This window comes from Burkholderia sp. 4M9327F10, assembly GCF_005503145.1.
Classification (GTDB): domain Bacteria; phylum Pseudomonadota; class Gammaproteobacteria; order Burkholderiales; family Burkholderiaceae; genus Paraburkholderia.
In genome coordinates this window covers 144,306-162,316 of the sequence record NZ_SCNV01000012.1, presented here as the reverse complement: position 1 = coordinate 162,316, position 18,011 = coordinate 144,306, and the positions used below count along the sequence as shown (strand labels likewise).

Annotated in this window: 16 protein-coding genes; 2 read left to right on the top strand and 14 right to left on the bottom strand. The window is 61.5% G+C overall.

Going from position 1 to position 18,011, the window contains the following annotated elements:
• Window positions 1–518: 518 nt before the first annotated feature.
• The 7 genes from FFS45_RS14510 to FFS45_RS14480 all read right to left on the bottom strand — a co-directional run bounded on the left by FFS45_RS14510 (window position 519) and on the right by FFS45_RS14480 (window position 6,895).
• On the bottom strand, window positions 519–887 hold the full coding sequence (locus FFS45_RS14510; protein ID WP_137955334.1) for a VOC family protein: 369 nt from the start codon (window positions 885–887) through the stop codon (window positions 519–521).
• 184 nt (window positions 888–1,071) lie between these two features.
• Window positions 1,072–1,530, bottom strand: coding sequence for a DUF2846 domain-containing protein (locus FFS45_RS14505; RefSeq protein WP_249362781.1), 459 nt, complete (start codon window positions 1,528–1,530; stop codon window positions 1,072–1,074).
• Window positions 1,531–1,735: 205 nt separating this feature from the next.
• Window positions 1,736–2,611 carry a class I SAM-dependent methyltransferase gene (locus FFS45_RS14500; protein WP_137955333.1) on the bottom strand — a complete coding sequence of 292 codons (876 nt, stop codon included), beginning with the start codon at window positions 2,609–2,611 and terminating at the stop codon, window positions 1,736–1,738.
• A gap of 60 nt (window positions 2,612–2,671) precedes the next feature.
• Window positions 2,672–3,184: a GNAT family N-acetyltransferase gene (locus FFS45_RS14495; protein ID WP_171029654.1), complete on the bottom strand. Its 513-nt coding sequence runs from the start codon at window positions 3,182–3,184 to the stop codon at window positions 2,672–2,674.
• 20 nt (window positions 3,185–3,204) lie between these two features.
• Window positions 3,205–5,127 (bottom strand): aspartyl protease family protein, encoded by a 1,923-nt coding sequence (locus FFS45_RS14490; RefSeq protein WP_137955331.1) that lies wholly within the window; start codon window positions 5,125–5,127, stop codon window positions 3,205–3,207.
• 95 nt (window positions 5,128–5,222) lie between these two features.
• Window positions 5,223–5,735, bottom strand: coding sequence for an N-acetyltransferase (locus FFS45_RS14485; protein ID WP_137955330.1), 513 nt, complete (start codon window positions 5,733–5,735; stop codon window positions 5,223–5,225).
• 146 nt (window positions 5,736–5,881) lie between these two features.
• Window positions 5,882–6,895: a serine hydrolase domain-containing protein gene (locus FFS45_RS14480; protein WP_137955329.1), complete on the bottom strand. Its 1,014-nt coding sequence runs from the start codon at window positions 6,893–6,895 to the stop codon at window positions 5,882–5,884.
• A 344-nt stretch (window positions 6,896–7,239) separates the two neighbouring features.
• Between FFS45_RS14480 and FFS45_RS14475 the strand changes: the two genes are divergently transcribed.
• A complete protein-coding gene (locus FFS45_RS14475) occupies window positions 7,240–8,352 on the top strand; it encodes an NADH:flavin oxidoreductase (RefSeq protein WP_137955328.1) in 1,113 nt (370 codons plus the stop codon).
• A gap of 62 nt (window positions 8,353–8,414) precedes the next feature.
• On the opposite strand, the gene argG is transcribed toward FFS45_RS14475, so the two are convergent.
• The 7 genes from argG to FFS45_RS14440 form a co-directional block, all read right to left on the bottom strand.
• Complete coding sequence (gene argG / locus FFS45_RS14470; protein WP_137955327.1) at window positions 8,415–9,749, bottom strand: argininosuccinate synthase; 1,335 nt, start codon at window positions 9,747–9,749, stop codon at window positions 8,415–8,417.
• Between the two features lie 141 nt (window positions 9,750–9,890).
• The gene (locus tag FFS45_RS14465) at window positions 9,891–10,448 is read right to left on the bottom strand and encodes a GNAT family N-acetyltransferase (protein ID WP_137955326.1); all 558 of its coding nucleotides are present in this window, start codon (window positions 10,446–10,448) and stop codon (window positions 9,891–9,893) included.
• A gap of 38 nt (window positions 10,449–10,486) precedes the next feature.
• Window positions 10,487–11,527, bottom strand: a complete 1,041-nt coding sequence (locus FFS45_RS14460; protein WP_137955325.1) for an LLM class flavin-dependent oxidoreductase — start codon at window positions 11,525–11,527, stop codon at window positions 10,487–10,489.
• A 95-nt stretch (window positions 11,528–11,622) separates the two neighbouring features.
• Complete coding sequence (locus FFS45_RS14455; RefSeq protein WP_137955324.1) at window positions 11,623–12,600, bottom strand: ABC transporter substrate-binding protein; 978 nt, start codon at window positions 12,598–12,600, stop codon at window positions 11,623–11,625.
• Window positions 12,601–12,604: 4 nt separating this feature from the next.
• On the bottom strand, window positions 12,605–14,482 hold the full coding sequence (locus tag FFS45_RS42740; RefSeq protein ID WP_137955323.1) for an amino acid ABC transporter permease/ATP-binding protein: 1,878 nt from the start codon (window positions 14,480–14,482) through the stop codon (window positions 12,605–12,607).
• A 31-nt stretch (window positions 14,483–14,513) separates the two neighbouring features.
• Window positions 14,514–15,836, bottom strand: a complete 1,323-nt coding sequence (locus FFS45_RS14445) for an LLM class flavin-dependent oxidoreductase (RefSeq protein ID WP_137955322.1) — start codon at window positions 15,834–15,836, stop codon at window positions 14,514–14,516.
• A 33-nt stretch (window positions 15,837–15,869) separates the two neighbouring features.
• Window positions 15,870–16,871 (bottom strand): LLM class flavin-dependent oxidoreductase, encoded by a 1,002-nt coding sequence (locus FFS45_RS14440; protein WP_137955347.1) that lies wholly within the window; start codon window positions 16,869–16,871, stop codon window positions 15,870–15,872.
• 502 nt (window positions 16,872–17,373) lie between these two features.
• Between FFS45_RS14440 and FFS45_RS14435 the strand changes: the two genes are divergently transcribed.
• Window positions 17,374–17,964 carry a GNAT family N-acetyltransferase gene (locus FFS45_RS14435; protein WP_137955321.1) on the top strand — a complete coding sequence of 197 codons (591 nt, stop codon included), beginning with the start codon at window positions 17,374–17,376 and terminating at the stop codon, window positions 17,962–17,964.
• Window positions 17,965–18,011: the final 47 nt, after the last annotated feature.

The following is an 18,011-nucleotide window of genomic DNA, read 5'->3' as shown; positions in this document are numbered from 1 at the left end:
CGAAACTCCCAGAATCTTTATCAGATCGATATTCGTTCTGGGAGTTCTATTACCCGCCAACTAACCGCATCGCCAGGCTAGGCAGCGCCTTACGAACTTCTGCAAGGCAGACTCTGTAAGGTCATGGCACGGCGATCTACACATCACCCGCTGCAAGGGCAAGGCACACAATTATCGATGATCTGTCTGCCGGTTCCGAAGATCGGCTTCTGGCCGCACTGCGACCTATGGCTGGATCGCGCGAGTTAGCGATGGGTGAATCTATGCGAAAGGCATAAAACGACCCGAAGCGGCCGGTCGCCTTTCTCACGAGCAGGCGCTAACCTTGCCTGATGACTCACCGGGTATGGATCGTTGCCCTCCCCGTCGGCCGCCCGGCAGGGCGACCGCTATCGACCGTTTGAATCCGCAACCCAAAACGGGCGCTCAAAACGCCCAACCGACCACCAAATGACGGACGCTCAACGTTTGACATGAGAGGAGGCTGCTTGGCCTCGCGGCTCCGCTCGACTGAAGGCTTAGGCCTCGGGTTGATGGCAAACCACTTCGATGTTGTGTCCGTCGGGACCAATGACAAAAGCTGCATAGTAGTTCGCGTGGTAGCGCGGGCGCAGACCCGGCGCACCATTGTCCTGGCCACCCGCCTCCAGAGCCGCGCGATAGAAAGCGTCGACTTGCTGGCGGTTCTCGGCCACGAACGCCAGGTGAAGATGCGCCGGCTTCTCATCGGTCTGGAGCAGGCACAACGAAGTCTTACCATCGGAGCTAAGCTCGATACCACCCTGCCTCTCCATGACAACAGCTAGGCCCAGCGGTTCCAGTGCCTTGAGGAAGAACGCTTTGCTCGCTGCATAGTCGCTGACTCCGAATACGACGTGGTCAAACATGAGTCCTCCTGAAGTGCGCAGGCCTGTGCATGGCCTAATTTGATTTATAGATTACCGGAATCTTGTCATGCGTAGCCACAGATCCCGCGAAGAGGCGGGATGTCCGGCAATGGCCCGACAGGTTGCGCAGACCATGAAAGATCTGCGCTGTGTGACCGGATGACCGCGAAAACTCTAGCAGATCTTACTGTGCAGGCGTCGCCAGCACAGTCAGCTTCGACTCCTTCACGCCAGCTTGCCCGGTTTGGTCGTCGACCAGTTGGAGTTTGTTACGCGCATACATGATGCCCATCTTGACCTCCTGCCAGACGTAATAGCTCTTGCCGGCAACCACGTCGAAGTCCAGTGTGGAGTTGTTCTCAGCCGCGGAGATCAGCTGATGGTGTCCCGGTGCGACCTCTTCATAAAGATAAGTCTTGGCAGCCGTCTCACCGATCGGCTTGCCATCGAGCGAGACGTCCATCTTGACGCCCGCTCCCATGCTCTCATTGCGATACACGTAGACCGCGGCCTTGTCCTGCGGCGCGTTAAACGTCTTCAGCGTGGCATCCCGCTGCGAATCTCCCATCGGTACGGACGCGCAGCCGCCCATAACGAGAAGTGATGCAAACGACATAGCGATGAAAGTACGCTTGAACTGCATGTGTGGCTCCTCTTTTGAATTGGAACGGCGCAACCGTGTAGCTTCGGAGAACGGTTGCGGAATCTGAGCCTTCTACGGCGCGTAGCGGCGTCCTCGATTTAACGGCAGATCTTTCTGAACCTTGAGCTACCTTGAGGCACCCCTAGCCGCCACAGCGTTAGGTGAACGACCTTCATCAAAAGAATCGACAGCGTGAATCGAACGTTCAGGCGAGCTTCGTCGCTGCGAACAACACGTGTCCACCGCCTGAACGTGACGCGCCACCTTCCCCGGTTGATCGTGCGGCCGTCGTTGTCTGTTCAACGTAGCGGGAAAGCAAGCTGCGACCGATAACATCATCGATCTCGATGAAGCCCAGCTTGCGTAGCTTTTCGTGCAACGCCGGAGGATCGAAATAGCTGAGAAATGGTTCGCCGGCGGCAGCCACACGCGCCGCTCTTGCCTGGTGCAACGCCAATAGCTCCGTGGAAAACGAAGCCGGAGGATCGCTGTAGTCGAACACCACTTCGGCGCCGCCAGCGAGACTGGCAATTGCGCCCAGCGTCTGGTCAATCGCTTTCTGCGTCAAATAAGGAACGACGCCGAGCCAGATGAAAAACGTTCGCTGCGTTGGGTCGAAGCCGACCGCATCGAGCCCATTCAAGAGCGTATCCGTTTCGAAATCGACGGGCGCGTAGATCAGTGAATCCGGGCGCTCTATGCCGGCTTGCTCAAGCCGTCTTTGTTTCCATGCTTGTGTGGCCGGATGATCGACTTCGAAAATACGAGCATTGCTGGGGAGTCGGCTACGATACGCAAACGTATCCAGGCCCGCACCGAGTATCACGATCTGCCGCACACCGCGCTGGTCAACGGCGCGCCCGAGGGCCGCTTCGGCGTAGCTTGACCGGGCCGCGATGAACAATCGGATTGCGCGTCTGGACGTTTGCAATTCGTCGTCATGCTGCACGTCCTCGGCCTTCATTCCTACTATCGCGAGGGCGAGCGGGTCGCTGAAAATTTTTCCCTCTTCCACCACCTGATGGACGGCTCGATGGATAGCCGCAGCAAATGCTGTACGGCTCGGTTCCTGTTCTCTCATTTCATTCCCGATGCATATCGTGTATCACAGGTTCGGAAGGTAAAGCCGCTTGCCCGCGGCCTATCGGCCGGCAGCTTCAGGCGAGAAACCGCGGCTTTCGAATAGCCGCTCCGATGCGTCGTTCCCAACGGTAATCATCGCACAGCATTCCAGATAGCCGAGCGCCACGAGCGATAACAGCGCTGCGTCCACCAGGCTTCCACCCTCACCCGCTCGCTTGTGTGAAGGTGTAGTGGCTACCACGGCAATGACTGGGCAACCATACGGTTTGTAGTCGCAAACGAGGCATGCGGATCGAAGACCGCCCGCTTCTTCAATCGCCCACGATGCCGCGGGAATCCATTCGCCGTATCGACCGGCGACGATTGCTGTTGCCTTTGATTCGTATTGGGTCGCAGCCTGACCGGCATCGTCGATCGTTCCAAAGAACGCGTCAAAAAAGAGCGCACCCAGTGCAGTTACGTCCTCCGGCGTCACGTTGCGGAGATTGGCAGGTCTCACGCCCGCGTCAGAATTGGCCAGCAGCGTCCGCTTCCAGAGTCGGGAGTTACGCTCGTGTGTCTCATCTGACATGGTGCGTTTGTCCACGAAGGTCATTGAACATAAGGTCGCGGCCGGATCTCAACATCGAATTGACGTTTGTCACGTACTACCGACAAAGTGACCGGCGTGTCGGCACTCGAAGCAACCTGGCTGTGAAGCCTACCCAGCACGCTATCAGACACCTGCTCGCCATTGATCGCGAAGACCTTGTCGTCAACCGACAGTCCCGCCTCTGCGGCCGGCGAATCCGGACGCACGTATTTGACCACGGCGATGTTTCCAGCCCAGGATGTGAAACCAAATCCAGCGTGATTATAAAAAGGCGAAAACGGTTGATCGCGCCGGGAAGGAGCCGATGCCCAGATCTTTCGTTGCGAATAATCAATCGTCAATTGGCCGCCCGAAAACAGCGGCGTACCGGCATTCGCTCCGGTGTCGCTATTGGTGTCTGGACCAGTCCTTTGATTCGTGAAGATACCGACCACATCGGTCGAGTCGCGAGTACCGATAGACAAACGCCGGACTACCCCAAGCAATGCAGGACTTCCGGCATCGCCTATTCCTCCAACCCGCATTCCCACGTCATAGAGACGGGTTGCCATCGCGCTCGGGTGATTCTTCGTAAAGGCTGCAGCCACGAACAACGGTGCGCCGTTACCCGTATCGATCCAGATGCTGGTTGGAACACCGTTGAGCTGGCCCTGCACGCCAGGAACGGTATTGTCCAACGTAAAGGGGATCGGGTCGGCGGCGTCGCCGGCCGCATCGTGGTCCGACGCGAGCGTGAATCGGCCGCCTTCAAAATCGAACGTGGACCGGAACCGCGACAATACCTCGTATCCGATCGTTCCGCCTATAGCCGATTTACCGATGTCGTCTGGCCCATCGAGGACCTGCGCAAACTGATTCTCGATGTGCGCGGACCCAATCCGAAGATCGTCGACATGGACGAACTGAATCGAAGCTGCCGCGCCGGTCACACCGGTTTGATAGCCGTGCCCGGCACGTTTCAGCTTTGCAAGTGCAGCGACCCTGGCTGTCAGCATTAACGAACCGCCCGTGTCGACGATCATCTTGATCGGGCCATGTCCATTGACGAAAACATCCACCATAGGCTGACCCTCGACGGTCATTGGCACGGTGGTTTGCCGCTGCCCGTTCTCGATCCAATGGTCTTGCACGGACTCGCCTGGCCAGGCTGCGAGCGCGGCGATCCGGGTCGAACTGACGCCACGCTTGATGTGCTCAGTGACAAACACCCATCTGTTTCCGTCGCGATCGATCCGCGTCTGCCGGCACGCAAATTCACGAAGGGTATCGTCCCGACAATACGTCAAGCTCGTCGTAGCAAGGTCGGGCTCGTCTCGACGTGTCCACTTGACGACATGACGTGTCGCTCTCGACACCCAGACATGCATCACTTTCCCGCCGGCTGGCACCACCGCAAGCTCATCCAGTGTGTCGTGTGCGGTGGATAAGGTCTGGACGTAAGCCACGTCTGCCGGCCAGCATCGATTGGCCAATCCTCCGCCTGCCCAGTAGGCGTCGTCGACAAGTCCTTGGCGAAATCCAATGAAGTCGGCTTTTCTTGGCGCACGATCCCGATCCGAGATCCACGCGATTTCGTTTGCCACGCCGACACTGAAATTTTCGGGCCCAACGCCGAAAACGCGAATGGCCGCCGTACGAGAGGCGGGATCCGCAACAACCTGAAAGCGCCCTTTCATATCGTTTGCCAGCACCGTGCCTTCGATCTCAACGGTTTGACACAGGTCGGATTGATGTTTGACGAGCTGCCGCACGATTGAGAGATCGTCAGTGGTTGGTTTCGACTCCTGCAGGGCTTGAGCAGAGGCCGCCCAGGAGTACGTAAGCAGCGTAAGCACAAATGCCGCAGCGAGCGTCTTGAACACTGCGTGGCTTGACGTCCATGTACGCCGCGTCAGCACCAATCCGGTCACCTTTTGCGACATCAGCCACTCCTCAATAGCGTTCTGCAGATCAGAGTACGCGTCGCCGCGACGAAAAGGCGTGCAAACACAAGAGCCTCCCGACTGCAAGATCTGCGTCAGTACCTTGCGACCATCACCTTGTTCTCGTGCCTGATACCGTCGAGTTCAAAGTACGCTATCCCTTCCTGCGTCATCCCACGGGAATGATAGAAAGAGATTGCCTTTTCGTTTCGCGAGTTAACCATGAGCCAGAATGCACGATTTCCGGTTCTTGCCTCTGCAATGCCTTTTGCATGATTCATCAAGGCCGATCCGATTCCACGACCGGAAAAAGAATCCTGGACATAGAGTGTTTCAATCTCGATGGGAACGTCCGCATGGTGCGAGTCAAAGCGTATGACTATATATCCGGCAAGATTTCCTCCTGTCTCTGCAACCAACAGAACGACGCCCGGATCGTTCACTAGAGTCAGGATTCTTTCGGTCGTAAATGTTTTCAGAACATATTGCGCGATGGGCTCAGATACGCCCGCCTCTGCATAGGTCTGTACCCACACATGAGCTCCGAGCACCGCAAGACGCGCAGCGTCTTCCGGCCTGGCTGTTCTTGTCGAATACGTAGTTTTCATTTTTGTTCTTTTTTCGGAGTTCGTTGGCAAAGGTGGGTTTGATGAGCCGACACGCTGATGAATGTAGCGTCTGTCCAACGATTCGGGAGCCCGTTCACTAGAAGTCCGAGCGCCTATCCGTTCGCCCGTTGGTTGTACGTCGGACCTCACTCCCCGACATTATCAGCAAGCCAGCGAATCGCCGCATGCTTGCCGGGCAACACGTCACGGCTAATGTCATCCATCAACCGCAGCCCCCTATTGCTGTTAGTGAGCAACACCACCCCCGCCTGGTGCTCGAGGCTCCCCATTACAAAGGCTCGCACACCTGACATTTTGCCCCACTGAAAAAACGTTCTTCGGCTTGGCTCGACTCCCCAACCCAGCCCCCAGCCTATGTCCGCCTCGGTTGCCGATGGCTCGCCGTCCAGGTGAACGATCGCCCCCTTGGGTACCATGACATTCGCGCTCAAGAACTGCTCCCAGGTGGATGCCTTCAGACGTTCGCCGCGCAGTATCGCCGCCACGAACGCGCCGTAATCGCCAGCGGTCGTATGGAGCGTATAGGATGCGTTGGCCGATGGAGGACGATGCATCTCGATCTGCTTTTCCGCTTCATGCGGGCTGGCCATGTTGCCGAGAAATCGATCACACCACTCGAGACTCGACGAGTCCATCGCCAGCGGCGCGAATACAAGGCGCCGTACGGTTGCTTCCAGTCGTTCGCCGGTCCGGGTTTCAATGGCAGACTGCATCAGCGAAAAACCCAAACTGGAGTAGCTGAACCAGGAACCCGGTCGAAAATACATGCGCACGGGCTCCTTCCCGCGAATGTTTTGCAGACCACAGGTGTGCGTCAGCACGTGGCGGAAGGTGACAAGAGCTGACATCGGATCGTCAGGCACGATTGCCGGGATCGAGCGCGAAAGAGGCTCGTCGAGATCCAGCACGCCGGAATCGGCAAGCTGGAGCACGGCGTATGACACGAGTGGCTTGGTGAGGGATGCCGCGGGAAACACGGTATTCACATCGACGGGAACGGCCGTGTTCTGATCCCTTAGACCCGCGGCGGCTACCTCTATTGATCCGTTTCGCAAGACTGCTACAGACGCGCCCGTCACCGATCTGTCGGCCAGCAAGGGCTGAAGTCGGAGATCGAACGGCGATTTCGATTGATCCATTTGTCCTCTCGTGGTTCGAGATCAAACAGGGCGGTGAGTTTATTGATTGTCACCAGCGGGGCATCGCAGCGGATTGTCGACGATTTTCAGAGGTGTGTCGAACGACCGAGCGGTTGAACAAGTTCATCCAGTGATGCAGCGAGGTCGAGAGACCCATTACCCCCTCATCCCCCTCATCCCCCTCATTTACCCCATTCTCTTGAAGAATAGGCCTTATGAGCAATCGGGTGGTTATCGTTCCTGGCAGCGGCAGCTACGATGAACCTTCTGTTCACGGTCATGCACGAGACCCGCCTGAATCGACGCGCTCCGATCAACTACCTTTCGCACCGCGAAGACATCCGATGCCCAATCTCGACGTCCTCTTCAATTCCTACCGGCTAAACGCCCTCACCTTGCCGAACCGCGTCGTCATGGCGCCGATGACTCGCTCCATGTCGCCGGGCGGCGTGCCGACCACCGAGGTCGCCAGCTACTATCGCCGCCGCGCGGAGAATGGCGTCGGTCTCATCATCACAGAGGCGGCCGGGATCGGCCGTCCGGCGGCGCTCAATGAGCCTGACATGCCCCGCTTTCATGGCGAAGCGGCGCTCGCAGGCTGGCGGAAGGTCGTGGACGAGGTTCACGCGGCGGGTGGGCTCATCGCGCCGCAACTGGTTCATGTGGGACATAAGCGCTCTAACCTGACACCGGACTGGATACCGCCGGCGCCCTATGAAAGCCCCTCAGGGCTTTCAGTGACAGGCGAACGCGTCAGTCAGCCGATGAGCGAAGCTGATGTGGCCAATGCCATCGACGCCTTCGCGCGCGCGGCGTCGGACGCCGAACGGCTCGGGTTCGATGCCGTAGAGCTGATGGGCGCGCATGGCTACCTCATCAATCAGTTCTTCTACGATCATCTCAACTTGCGCAACGACGGATATGGCGGCTCGACGCTCGTCGAACGCTCGCGCTTCGTGGTCGAAATTCTGAAGGCTGTGCGGATGGTGGTCAGCCCCGGTTTCCCGGTGATTCTTCGCCTTTCGCAATGGAAGCCAAAAGACTTCAGCGCACGGCTCGCCGAGACGCCGAAGGCGCTGGAACAGTGGCTTAGCGTGCTCGTCGAAGCCGGCGTGGACGCCTTCCATCTCTCGCAGCCGAAATTCTGGCAGCCCGCCTTCCCTGAGATCGATGCGGAACTGAACCTTGCCGGCTGTGCGAAGAAGCTAACGGGCGTCACCGCAATAACCGTGGGCGCCGTCGGCCTGTCTGGTGACGTCTATGAATCTCTTGGAGGCAAGATCGCCCAACCGACGCCGCTGAACGGACTGCTCGCGCGGCTGGAGCGCGGCGAGTTCGATCTGGTGGCGGTCGGACGCGCTTTGCTGCAGGACCCTGCCTGGCTCGAGAAGGTACGGCAAAAGCGCATCGACCAGCTTGCCGACTTCACGCCGGCCGCATTTGCCACCCTGCGTTAGTCACGGCGGGAACCGCTGACCGGATGAAGAAGGACCTCCATCCGATCCTGAACCGCTTCGATTTACTTGCTATCGTCCTTGATCTGCGGCAGCGCCAACGCCTCACCCGGCGCGAGCAAGCCGACGTCGGAATAGATCACCAGCTTCGCACGCGTATCCGTGATATCCAGATTCCGCATCGTCAACTGGCCGATCCGGTCGCGCGGCGAGAACGTCGATGCGACCTTCTCCATCGAAAGCCGCTCCGGCTGGTACGTCAGGTTCGGCGACTTCGTGCTGAGGATCGAGTAGTCGTTCCCGCGGCGCAGTTCGACCGTGACTTCGCCCGTGATCGCGCGCGCCACCCAGCGCTGTGCCGTTTCGCGCAGCATGATGGCCTGCGGGTCGAACCAGCGGCCCTGATACAGCAGCCGGCCCAGGCGCCGGCCGTTTTCGCGGTACTGCTCGATGGTGTCTTCGTTGTGGATGCCCGTGACAAGACGCTCATAAGCGATGTACAGCAGCGCGAGTCCCGGTGCTTCGTAGATGCCGCGGCTCTTCGCCTCGATGATCCGGTTCTCGATCTGGTCGCTCATGCCGAGACCGTGGCGGCCGCCGATGCGGTTCGCCTCCAGCAGCAGTTCGACGGCATCCGTGTACTGAACGCCGTTAAGCGCAACCGGATGGCCTTCTTCGAAGCGGATCGTGACTTCTTCCTTGGCGATCTGCACGTCATCGCGCCAGAAGGCGACGCCCATGATCGGATTGACGATCCGAATGCCGCTTTCGAGGCTTTCGAGGTCCTTCGCTTCGTGCGTCGCGCCGAGCAGGTTCGAGTCGGTGGAGTACGCTTTTTCCGCCGACATCTTGTATTCGAAGCCCGACTGGCGCATGAACTCGGACATTTCCGCGCGGCCACCCAGTTCGTCGATGAAGGCCTGGTCGAGCCACGGCTTGTAGATCTTCAGTTCCGGATTGACGAGCAGGCCGTAGCGGTAGAAGCGCTCGATGTCGTTACCCTTGTACGTGCTGCCGTCGCCCCAGATGTTGACGCCGTCTTCCTTCATGGCGGCGACCAGCATCGTGCCGGTCACCGCGCGGCCGATCGGCGTCGTGTTGAAGTAGGTCACGCCGGCGGTCGAGATGTGGAACGCGCCCGACTGGAGGGCCGCGATGCCCTCGGCCACCAGTTGGGCACGGCAGTCGATCAGTCGCGCGCCTTCCGCACCGTACTGGATCGCGCGGCGCGGAATCGACTCGTAGTCGTCCTCGTCGGGCTGGCCGAGGTTGGCCGTGTAGGCGTACGGGACGGCGCCCTTGAGTCGCATCCAGTGCAGCGCGGCGCTGGTGTCGAGGCCGCCGGAGAAGGCGATGCCGACTTTCTGGCCGGCCGGGAGACTTTCGAGAATTGTACTCATGTGGAAAACCGCTAGATCGAGGTAGGGAGAATGACGTGCGACCTGAAAGTATCGGCTTTGCCCGGCTTTCAGGCAAGTCCGGCGTAGAGGCGTGGCCCCGCGAACCCTAGATCATAGCTGAATTGCGCCGCGGCGCCGCCGTTAGCCCTCCCGCTGCGGCACCAGGTGCTTCTCGAACAGGACGCCAGGCGGCTCATCCTCGCCGAAATCGTGTGACGACAGCAAGGTGTAGCCGCTTGTCTGGTACAGCCCGACGGCTTCGGGCTGGCGCGGGCCCGTGCCGAGGTACACGCGCGTGTAGCCCTGGCGGAGCGCCTGCGCCTCCAGTTCGGCCAGCACACGGCGGGCAAGGCCCTGCCGGCGGTGGTTGCGGCTTGCCCAGATGCGCTTGAACTCGGTCGTGCCGGGGTCGGCATGGGGCATGAAGGCGCCGCCCGCGATGGCCTGCCCGTCGCGCAGCAGCAGCACGAAGGCGCCCTGCGGCGGCGCGAACGCCTCGGCAGGATAGCGCTGCATTTCTTTCGCGATCTCGTCCTTGTCGACGAGGCCGGCGTAGCGGCTGCTGTACTCATAGGCCAGTTCCTCGAGCAGAGGCTGGGCCAATGGGTCGTGAACCGACACGTAAACAAAGCGGTCGTCCGGCACGGTTGGACTCTGCGGCGAGGCAGCGGCTGTGGAAGTCAAGGTGGCGTCGGTCATAAGGTCAATCACTCGATCCGGCAAGATGCCCAGCACGGCTAGGCGGCAACGGACTGGCCCGCGGCGGCGGGCCGCCAGCCCAGTTCGGGGGCGACGCGCGTGACGAAGTCCTCGAGAATCTGCTGATAGTTTTCGAACGGCAGATCATACGGCAGTTCGAGACGCAATTCGCTGACCTGCGCGACGACCGGATCGTCAAGCAAGCGGTCAACGATTTCGTCGGCCGTACCGACCAGATCCGGCGCAAATAGCGTGCGCCGCTCGCCGTGCGGCGTCAGCGTGCGCGCGTGGCGTCCCTCGGCGAACTCGCGGTAGCGCTGCCGCGTCTGGGCGTCGGCGCCGTCGATCGGCACGATCACGCGCCCCAATGCGATCCGCGGGGCCCGCGCTTCGCTCCAGTGCGAGCGGAACAGGTCGAGCTGGCTTAGCTGCGCCGTGCGGTAGTCGTCGGTGCCCTCGCCCGTCGTGATGTTGCCGATCAGCAGATTGAAGCCGTTGCGGCCGGCCCATTCGATCGAGCGCCGCGAGCCGCCGCCATACCAGAGCCGCTCGGTCAGCCCCGGCGCATACGGGCTCACGCGCGGCCGCACGCGGCCCGCCGCCGATTCGACGAAGCTGTCCTCGCCGCCGAGCCATTCGCCCGCGAGATTGCGGCGCAAGCGCTCGACGCGCGCGTGCGAGAAGTCGATCAGCTCGGGATTCGCATCGAAAAGCCGGTCGCCGAGCAGGATGCCGTGCGCGGGAGCGCCCGCGCTGAGGCCAATGTTCAGGCGCCCGCGCGACAGCACATCCACGGTCGCAAGATCCTCGGCAAGGCGAAACGGGTTCTCATACCCCATCTGGATGACCGCCGCGCCGAGTCCGATGCGCGTCGTGCGCTGGCTGGCCGCCGCGAGAAACGTCGCCGCGGACGACACCGCGCGCTCCAGATGGCGCTGGCGTACCCACGCACTGTCGTAACCGAGCGCCTCGCCGGCGCCGAACAGCTCGAGCGTTCGCTCGAAACCCGCAAGCGGTGCATCGTCCGGGTAATTGCCCGGGGTCAGGAAAGCAAGATGATCAATGCGCACGGCACACATAGGGGCCCTCTGTTGTTCTGGCGATGCGCCGGCATCCGCTTGACGGCGCCTCGCATCGAAGTCGTGATTGCGGTTGGGGAAGGAAACGCCCGTGGTCAGGCATCCGGAAAGCCGGGAGGATTGGTCTCCGAACGATCGACGGCTTCCGTTTGCAGCCCCCAGCGCGCGAGCGCGGCGCGATACTGGCCGCCGTGGATCAAGCCGTTGGTGGCGGCTGTGAGCGCCGGCGCGAGCCCGCTGCCCTTGCGTGTGGCGATCGCGACATCGGCCTTGAACGGCCAGCCGGCGTTGACCGTGCCCACCTGGCGAATCTGTCCCTGGGTCGCGGCCTCGTAGGCGAGCGGCGCATCCGGGTTGAAGATGGCGTCCGCGCGCCCCGACAGCAGCGCAAGCCGGTCCGATGCGCCGTCGTCGTAGTACTGCAGGGTCGCCTCTTTCAGGCCATGCGCCACGTTGCGCCGGTTCCATTCGAGCAGGATGTGCTCCTGGATCGCCCCCGAAGCCGTGATGATGCGCAGCCCCGCAATATCCTGCGGCTCGCGGATCGATTTGATCGTGCTGTCGCTGCGCACGTAGAACCCGTGCAAACCCAGCCTGTAGGTGGTGAAATCGAACTTCTGCTTGCGCTTCTCGGTCACGCCGACGTTCGAGATCACCGCGTCGTATCTGCCCGATGCAAGACCGAGCGGCCAGTCCGGCCACGCGACGGACACCAGCAGCAGGCGCAGGCCGACTGCATCGGCGATGAGCTGCGCGTAGTCGGGATCGGCGCCCACCACCGTGCGGGCGTCGGTCGCATAGGTGGCAATCGGCGTGGCGAATGGCGCGATCGCCACCGTGAACACGCCGGGCGTGACGAAGCGATAGTCTGCGATGAGACGCAGCGCGTCGGGATCTTTCGGCGCACGCACACGCCCTTTCTGTTCCGGGCTGAAATCGAACGACTGCGTTGCGGCCTGGGCGAATCCCACCGGCCATGCAAGCGGTATGGCGGCGAGCGCCGTGATGCCGGCTACAAACGTTCGCCGGCCGCTCGCCGGTTGTTTCGAGTCGTAACGCCTTTTATGTTGCATACGGTCACAACACCTTCGAGAGGAATTCACGGGTGCGCACATGGGTGGGATCGCCCAGCACTTTCGCCGGCGGCCCCGACTCGACGATGCGTCCGCCGTCCATGAACACGATGGTGTCGGCCACTTCGCGGGCGAAGCCAATCTCGTGCGTGACGATGATCAGCGTCGTGCCCGAACGCGCAAGCTGGCGGATCACGTCGAGCACCTCGTTGACAAGCTCCGGATCGAGCGCGGATGTGGGCTCATCGAACAGCAGCACCTTCGGTTTCAGCGCAAGCGCACGGGCAATCGCCACACGCTGCTGCTGGCCGCCCGACAACTGGCGCGGCCAGGCATCGGCCTTGTCGGCGAGACCTACACGCTCGAGCAGCGCGCGCGCTTCGGCCTGGGCCTGTGCGCGCGGCACGCCTGAGGCCAGCGGCGCCTCGACGAGATTGTCGAGCACGCTCAGGTGCGGGAACAGGTTGAAGCTCTGGAACACCATGCCGACGTCGGCTCGGCGCCGCTGCAGGATGTCCTTCTCCTTGAGCTCGTAGAGCGTGCGTCCGTCGCGGCGATAGCCGATCAGTTCGCCATCGATGTCAATGAAGCCGGCGTCGACGCGTTCGAGATGGTTGATCGAGCGCAGCAGGGTCGATTTGCCCGAGCCCGACTGGCCCAGGATGACGGTGACGCTGCCCGACGGAACGGCCAGCGAGATGTTATCGAGCACCTTCAGCGCGCCGAAGCTCTTCGACACGTTATGGATACCCACCGTGCCGCCGATGCGCCGCTGCGCCCAGCCGCTCGTGTCTGCTTCAGTGTTCCCCTCGCTGCCCATTGCCGTGGTGCGGGACGTAGTGCGCGGCGCGGCAGCGCTTGCGGCTCGCGCAACAGCCCCGCTACGGCCACCAGGTCCGCTGCGCCACCGCCCGAACAGCGCGCTCAACGGCGACGCCGCCACCTGCTCGCGGGTCGCACCGCGCGCATAGTACCGTTCGATGTGCACCTGAATCGCCGACAGGGCCATGAGGATGAGCACGTACCAGATCGTTGCGACCATCAACAATGGAATGACTTCCAGATTGCGGTGATAGATGATCTGCACAGTGTAGAACAGGTCGGGCATCGCAAGGATGTAGACGACCGAGGTGCCCTTCGCCAGGCCGATCACGTCATTGAACGCGGTCGGCAGGATGGCGCGCATCGCCTGCGGCAGCACAATGCGGCGCACCTGGCGCGCGCCTGGCAAACCGAGCGCAGCCGAGGCTTCGCGCTGCCCGTGGTCGACCGAGAGAATCCCGCCGCGGATAGCCTCGGCCGAAAACGCCGCATGGTTCAGCGTGAGCCCGAGCACGGCCGCGAAGAACGGACTGATCAGGTCGGTGGTCGACTGGCTCAGCAGCGTGATGTGCGTGAACGGCACGCCGATCCAGATCGTCTCGTACAGATAGCCGAGGTTGTTCAGGAGGAGCAGCAGCACGATCGGCGGGATCGAGCGGAACAGCCAGATGAAAGCCCACGCGCAGCCCGCCAGTAGCGGCGAACGCGATACGCGCGCCAGTGCCAGCGGTACCGCAAGCGCGAAGCCGAATAGCGCACCGAGCCCTGTCAGCACCAGCGTGCGTCCGAGACCCTCGAGCACCGGCCCGGCGAAAAACCACTGCGCGAAGACGTCCCAGCCCCAGTGCGGATTGCCGAGTATCGAATTCAGCACTATCCCGATCAGGAGGATCGCCAGCACGGTTCCCGCCGTGCGCGCATGATGCCTGGCGGGAACGACCCGATAGTGCGCGTATTGTGCGTATTGCGCGTATTCGGAACCCGCTGCGGCCTCTGCTGCGTCGTCGCTTGCACGGCCCGCGTGAGCGGGATTGACAAACTGCTGGGTGGTGTCGCTCATGGTGCGCCCCTCCTGCGATGCAAGCGGTCAGTCATACCGCTTGCGCGGTCGCGTAGCGGCTCTCGCGTCGCGGCAGCCCGAGATGATCGCGCAGGGTTGTCCCCGCCAGCGTGCGGCTGTAGCGGCCGCGCGCCTCCAGCGCGGGAATCACGTAGCGGACAAAATCGTCGAATCCCTCGGCCTGCACCGGGAAACCGAGGATAAAACCATCGGACGCACCCGCGTCGAACCAGCGGATCAACTCGTCCGCGATCTGCTCGCCAGTGCCGATGAACTGCGGCTTCGGTGTGGCCACTTCCAGCGCGACCTCGCGCAGCGTCGAGCCGTTCTTCTGCGCCTCGGCCTTGATGCGGTCGGTGGTTGAACGGAAGCTGTTCTTGCCGAGCTCGCCCAACTCCGGGAACGGCCCGTCAAGCGGGTATTGCGTAAAGTCGTGGTGTTCGAAGAAGCGGCCCAGATAGGCGAGCGCCTCCTCGACGCTGAGCAGGTCACGAATGGCGCGATATTTCGCTTCGGCTTCTTCGCGCGTTGCGCCGACAATCGGGCCGATGCCCGGGAAGATCTTTACGTCGGTCTCAGCGCGCCCGTGCTCGACCGCGCTTTGCCGCACGCTCTGCGTGAACGCCCGGGTTTCTTCGAGCGACGGCGAATGGGTGAACACCGCGTCCGCATACTTGCCGGCCAGCGCGATTCCCGAATCCGATGCGCCGGCCTGGAAAATCACCGGCTGTCCCTGCGGTGAGCGCTGGATATTGATCGGCCCGGAGACTTCAAAGAAGCGGCCCTTGTGATCGAGCGTATGCAGCTTGTCGCGGTCGAAGAAACGCCCGCTCTCGCGGTCGCGCACGAATGCGTCATCGTCCCAGCTGTCCCACAGTCCCTGCACCACTTCGAGATACTCGTCGGCGATTTCGTAGCGCAGCTCGTGATCCGGATGCTTGCCGCCGTAGTTCTTCGCCGATCCTTCAAGCGGCGAAGTCACCACGTTCCACCCTGCCCGCCCGCCGCTAATGAGGTCGAGCGAGGCGAACTGCCGCGCCACCGTAAACGGATGGCTATACGACGTCGAGAGCGTGCCCGCCAGGCCGATTTTGGTGGTGGCGGTGGCCAGCGCAGACAGGATCGAGATCGGCTCGAAGCGGTTCAGGAAGTGGGGAATCGATTTATCGTTGATATACAGGCCGTCCGCCACGAAGGCGAACGCAATGCCATTGGCCTCGGCTTTTTGCGCGATGCCGGTGATGAAGTCGAGGTTGACGCTCGCATCGGCGGGTCCGGCGGGATGCTTCCACGAGTTCATATGGCCGCCCGCGCCATGCAGCATGATGCCGAACGTAAGGTTCTTCTGTGTCATGTCCTGCTCCGTAAAACGGGAAAGTGGTGAAAGTCAGACGCGCGCAAGCTGTTGCGCGCCCGCCAGCGCTTCGAACGAAGCAAGACGCAGCGCATAGTCCGCCACTGGGGTGTCGATCACGAATTCCTCGATGCCGAACCGTTCGTGCAACGCCTCGAGCTCCTCGTGCACATCGTCCGGCGTGCCGGTAGCGACGTGCGGGTGCAGTTCGTCGAGCTGATAGTCGGTCACGCCGGTCTGCCGCGCGAACTCCGCTGCAGCCTCGGGGCTGGGAAGATTGACACTCTGCCCCGTTGCGAGCCGCAGCTTGAAAATGCGCAATGGACCCACATGGCGCTGAGCCTCGGCCCTCGATTCCGCCACAAACGCGTAGAGCGCGAGCAGCGGCGCACGTCCTGTCGCATTGCGATACGCGTCAACCGAGCGCTCGATGTTGTCGTTATCGCCGTTGAAGTGACCGGCGTAGCAGAATTGCCAGCCGTATTGCGCAGCGAGTGCCGCGCTCTCGGGGCTGGCGCCCAGCAGGACGCCCTGCGGCGCTTCCGGCGGCGCGGGCAGCGCAACCGCGCCCGCCAGCGGGTGATCTCCGGCCACGCCCGACTTCAGGAACGCGTCGAGTTCCGCGAACTGGTGAGCGAAATCGGGCTTCTTCGCCTTGTCGTGGAACCATTGCAGCGCGCGCGTCGTCAGCGGCAATCCACCCGGCGCCTTGCCGACGCCGAGGTCGACCCGGCCCGGCGCCAGCGAAGCCAGCACGCGGAACGTCTCGGCAACCTTGAACGGGCTGTAATGCTGCAGCATCACGCCACCTGAGCCAACCCGGATGCGCGAGGTATGCGCAAGCAGATGCGACACGACGATCTCCGGAGCGGAACTGGCAAGCCCCGGCGCACCGTGATGCTCGGCGATCCAGTAACGCCTGTAACCCAATGCTTCTGCGCGCTGCGCAAGCCGGACCGTAAAGCGCAGTGCATCGTGGGCGCTTGTTCCGTCGGCAATCGGACTTTTGTCGAGAATAGAAAGTGAGTAGGACATATCGATACCACCCAGCGCACCGGAATGCACGTGGGAAAAGGGTTGCAGGAGGTTGCTGAAAATCTGCTGGATGACACCCGCCTTTTTCATTATCGCTATCGCGAGCCGGTATTGTTCGAGCAAATTTTGCTATGCATATAACGAATGCTTGAGAAGACGTTCAGTACGTGCAGCACACCTGCAGGTAGCGGCAAATGCCGCTTTCACCGATGCTCGCGAAGGGGCTTGATCCCGCCCCTCCGCCGGAACCGATGCCGTTTCACTTTCGATATCCTTACGAACATTCCGCATTATTTTCTTTGTTGATGCGTTTGCGGCGGAACATGCTCTGCAGATTAAGGATTTGCACCAATCGGGAATAACAATTCTTGAAATTGATCGTTTGACCTCGAATGATGTTCACGCACCATAGCGTTTCAGTTGTATGGAATTTTATTCATATTTCATAACAAGACGCTTAGTTATACATAACAAGGGGCGCCCCTGCGGGCGCAGAATCAAAGTGACTTACGAAGTAATCGAGATCGCTCCGACCGACCCGCTTGCCAAGCCGCTTTTCGATGAACTGCAGCTCGAGTATTCGAGCCGCTATGGCGAATTCGCCCGGCACCGCGAGCCGGGCACCAGCGAGGAGCTTACGCGTTATCCGCCAGAGCTGTTTCTTCCTCCCGATGGCATTTTCCTGTTGCTGCGCCGGGCGAGCGACGGCGCAGTGGTTGGCGGTGGCGCTTTCAAACGCTATGACGCAGCCACGGCCGAGTTCAAGCGGATGTGGGCGCGCTCGGATCTGCGCCGCCAGGGGGTGGCGCGCCGGATCGTTGCCGAACTCGAAGTGCGCGCGCTGCGCCAGGGCTACCGGCGCGCTTATCTGACCACCGGCTTCAGGCAGCCGGAAGCGGTCGGCCTCTATCTGAGCACCGGCTTCGAGCCCTTGTACGACCGCGCGATCGCCGTCGAGATTCATGGCCGGCTGCCGTTCGGCAAGGATCTGCTCGAGCCCGGACGTACCGACACGCTAGCCGATCTGCGCGCGCCGGGACCGTTGGGATTTCCAGGCGCGCCAAAACCGGCTGCAGACGTGACGAATCAATAAGGCAGCGCGAATCAATCACTTCTATCAAGGGAGGGGAATATGGTGGG

Excerpts from the sequence above, each read along its gene's own strand:
- FFS45_RS14480 (WP_137955329.1), bottom strand. The coding sequence starts at position 6,895 with ATGGATCAATCGAAATCGCCGTTCGATCTCCGACTTCAGCCCTTGCTG.
- FFS45_RS14455 (WP_137955324.1), bottom strand. The coding sequence starts at position 12,600 with ATGCAACATAAAAGGCGTTACGACTCGAAACAACCGGCGAGCGGCCGG.
- FFS45_RS14505 (WP_249362781.1), bottom strand. The coding sequence starts at position 1,530 with ATGCAGTTCAAGCGTACTTTCATCGCTATGTCGTTTGCATCACTTCTC.
- FFS45_RS14440 (WP_137955347.1), bottom strand. The coding sequence starts at position 16,871 with ATGTCCTACTCACTTTCTATTCTCGACAAAAGTCCGATTGCCGACGGA.
- FFS45_RS14465 (WP_137955326.1), bottom strand. The coding sequence starts at position 10,448 with ATGACCGACGCCACCTTGACTTCCACAGCCGCTGCCTCGCCGCAGAGT.
- FFS45_RS14485 (WP_137955330.1), bottom strand. The coding sequence starts at position 5,735 with ATGAAAACTACGTATTCGACAAGAACAGCCAGGCCGGAAGACGCTGCG.
- FFS45_RS14500 (WP_137955333.1), bottom strand. The coding sequence starts at position 2,611 with ATGAGAGAACAGGAACCGAGCCGTACAGCATTTGCTGCGGCTATCCAT.
- argG (WP_137955327.1), bottom strand. The coding sequence starts at position 9,749 with ATGAGTACAATTCTCGAAAGTCTCCCGGCCGGCCAGAAAGTCGGCATC.
- FFS45_RS14460 (WP_137955325.1), bottom strand. The coding sequence starts at position 11,527 with ATGTGTGCCGTGCGCATTGATCATCTTGCTTTCCTGACCCCGGGCAAT.
- FFS45_RS42740 (WP_137955323.1), bottom strand. The coding sequence starts at position 14,482 with ATGAGCGACACCACCCAGCAGTTTGTCAATCCCGCTCACGCGGGCCGT.
- FFS45_RS14475 (WP_137955328.1), top strand. The coding sequence starts at position 7,240 with ATGCCCAATCTCGACGTCCTCTTCAATTCCTACCGGCTAAACGCCCTC.
- FFS45_RS14445 (WP_137955322.1), bottom strand. The coding sequence starts at position 15,836 with ATGACACAGAAGAACCTTACGTTCGGCATCATGCTGCATGGCGCGGGC.
- FFS45_RS14495 (WP_171029654.1), bottom strand. The coding sequence starts at position 3,184 with ATGTCAGATGAGACACACGAGCGTAACTCCCGACTCTGGAAGCGGACG.
- FFS45_RS14510 (WP_137955334.1), bottom strand. The coding sequence starts at position 887 with ATGTTTGACCACGTCGTATTCGGAGTCAGCGACTATGCAGCGAGCAAA.
- FFS45_RS14490 (WP_137955331.1), bottom strand. The coding sequence starts at position 5,127 with ATGTCGCAAAAGGTGACCGGATTGGTGCTGACGCGGCGTACATGGACG.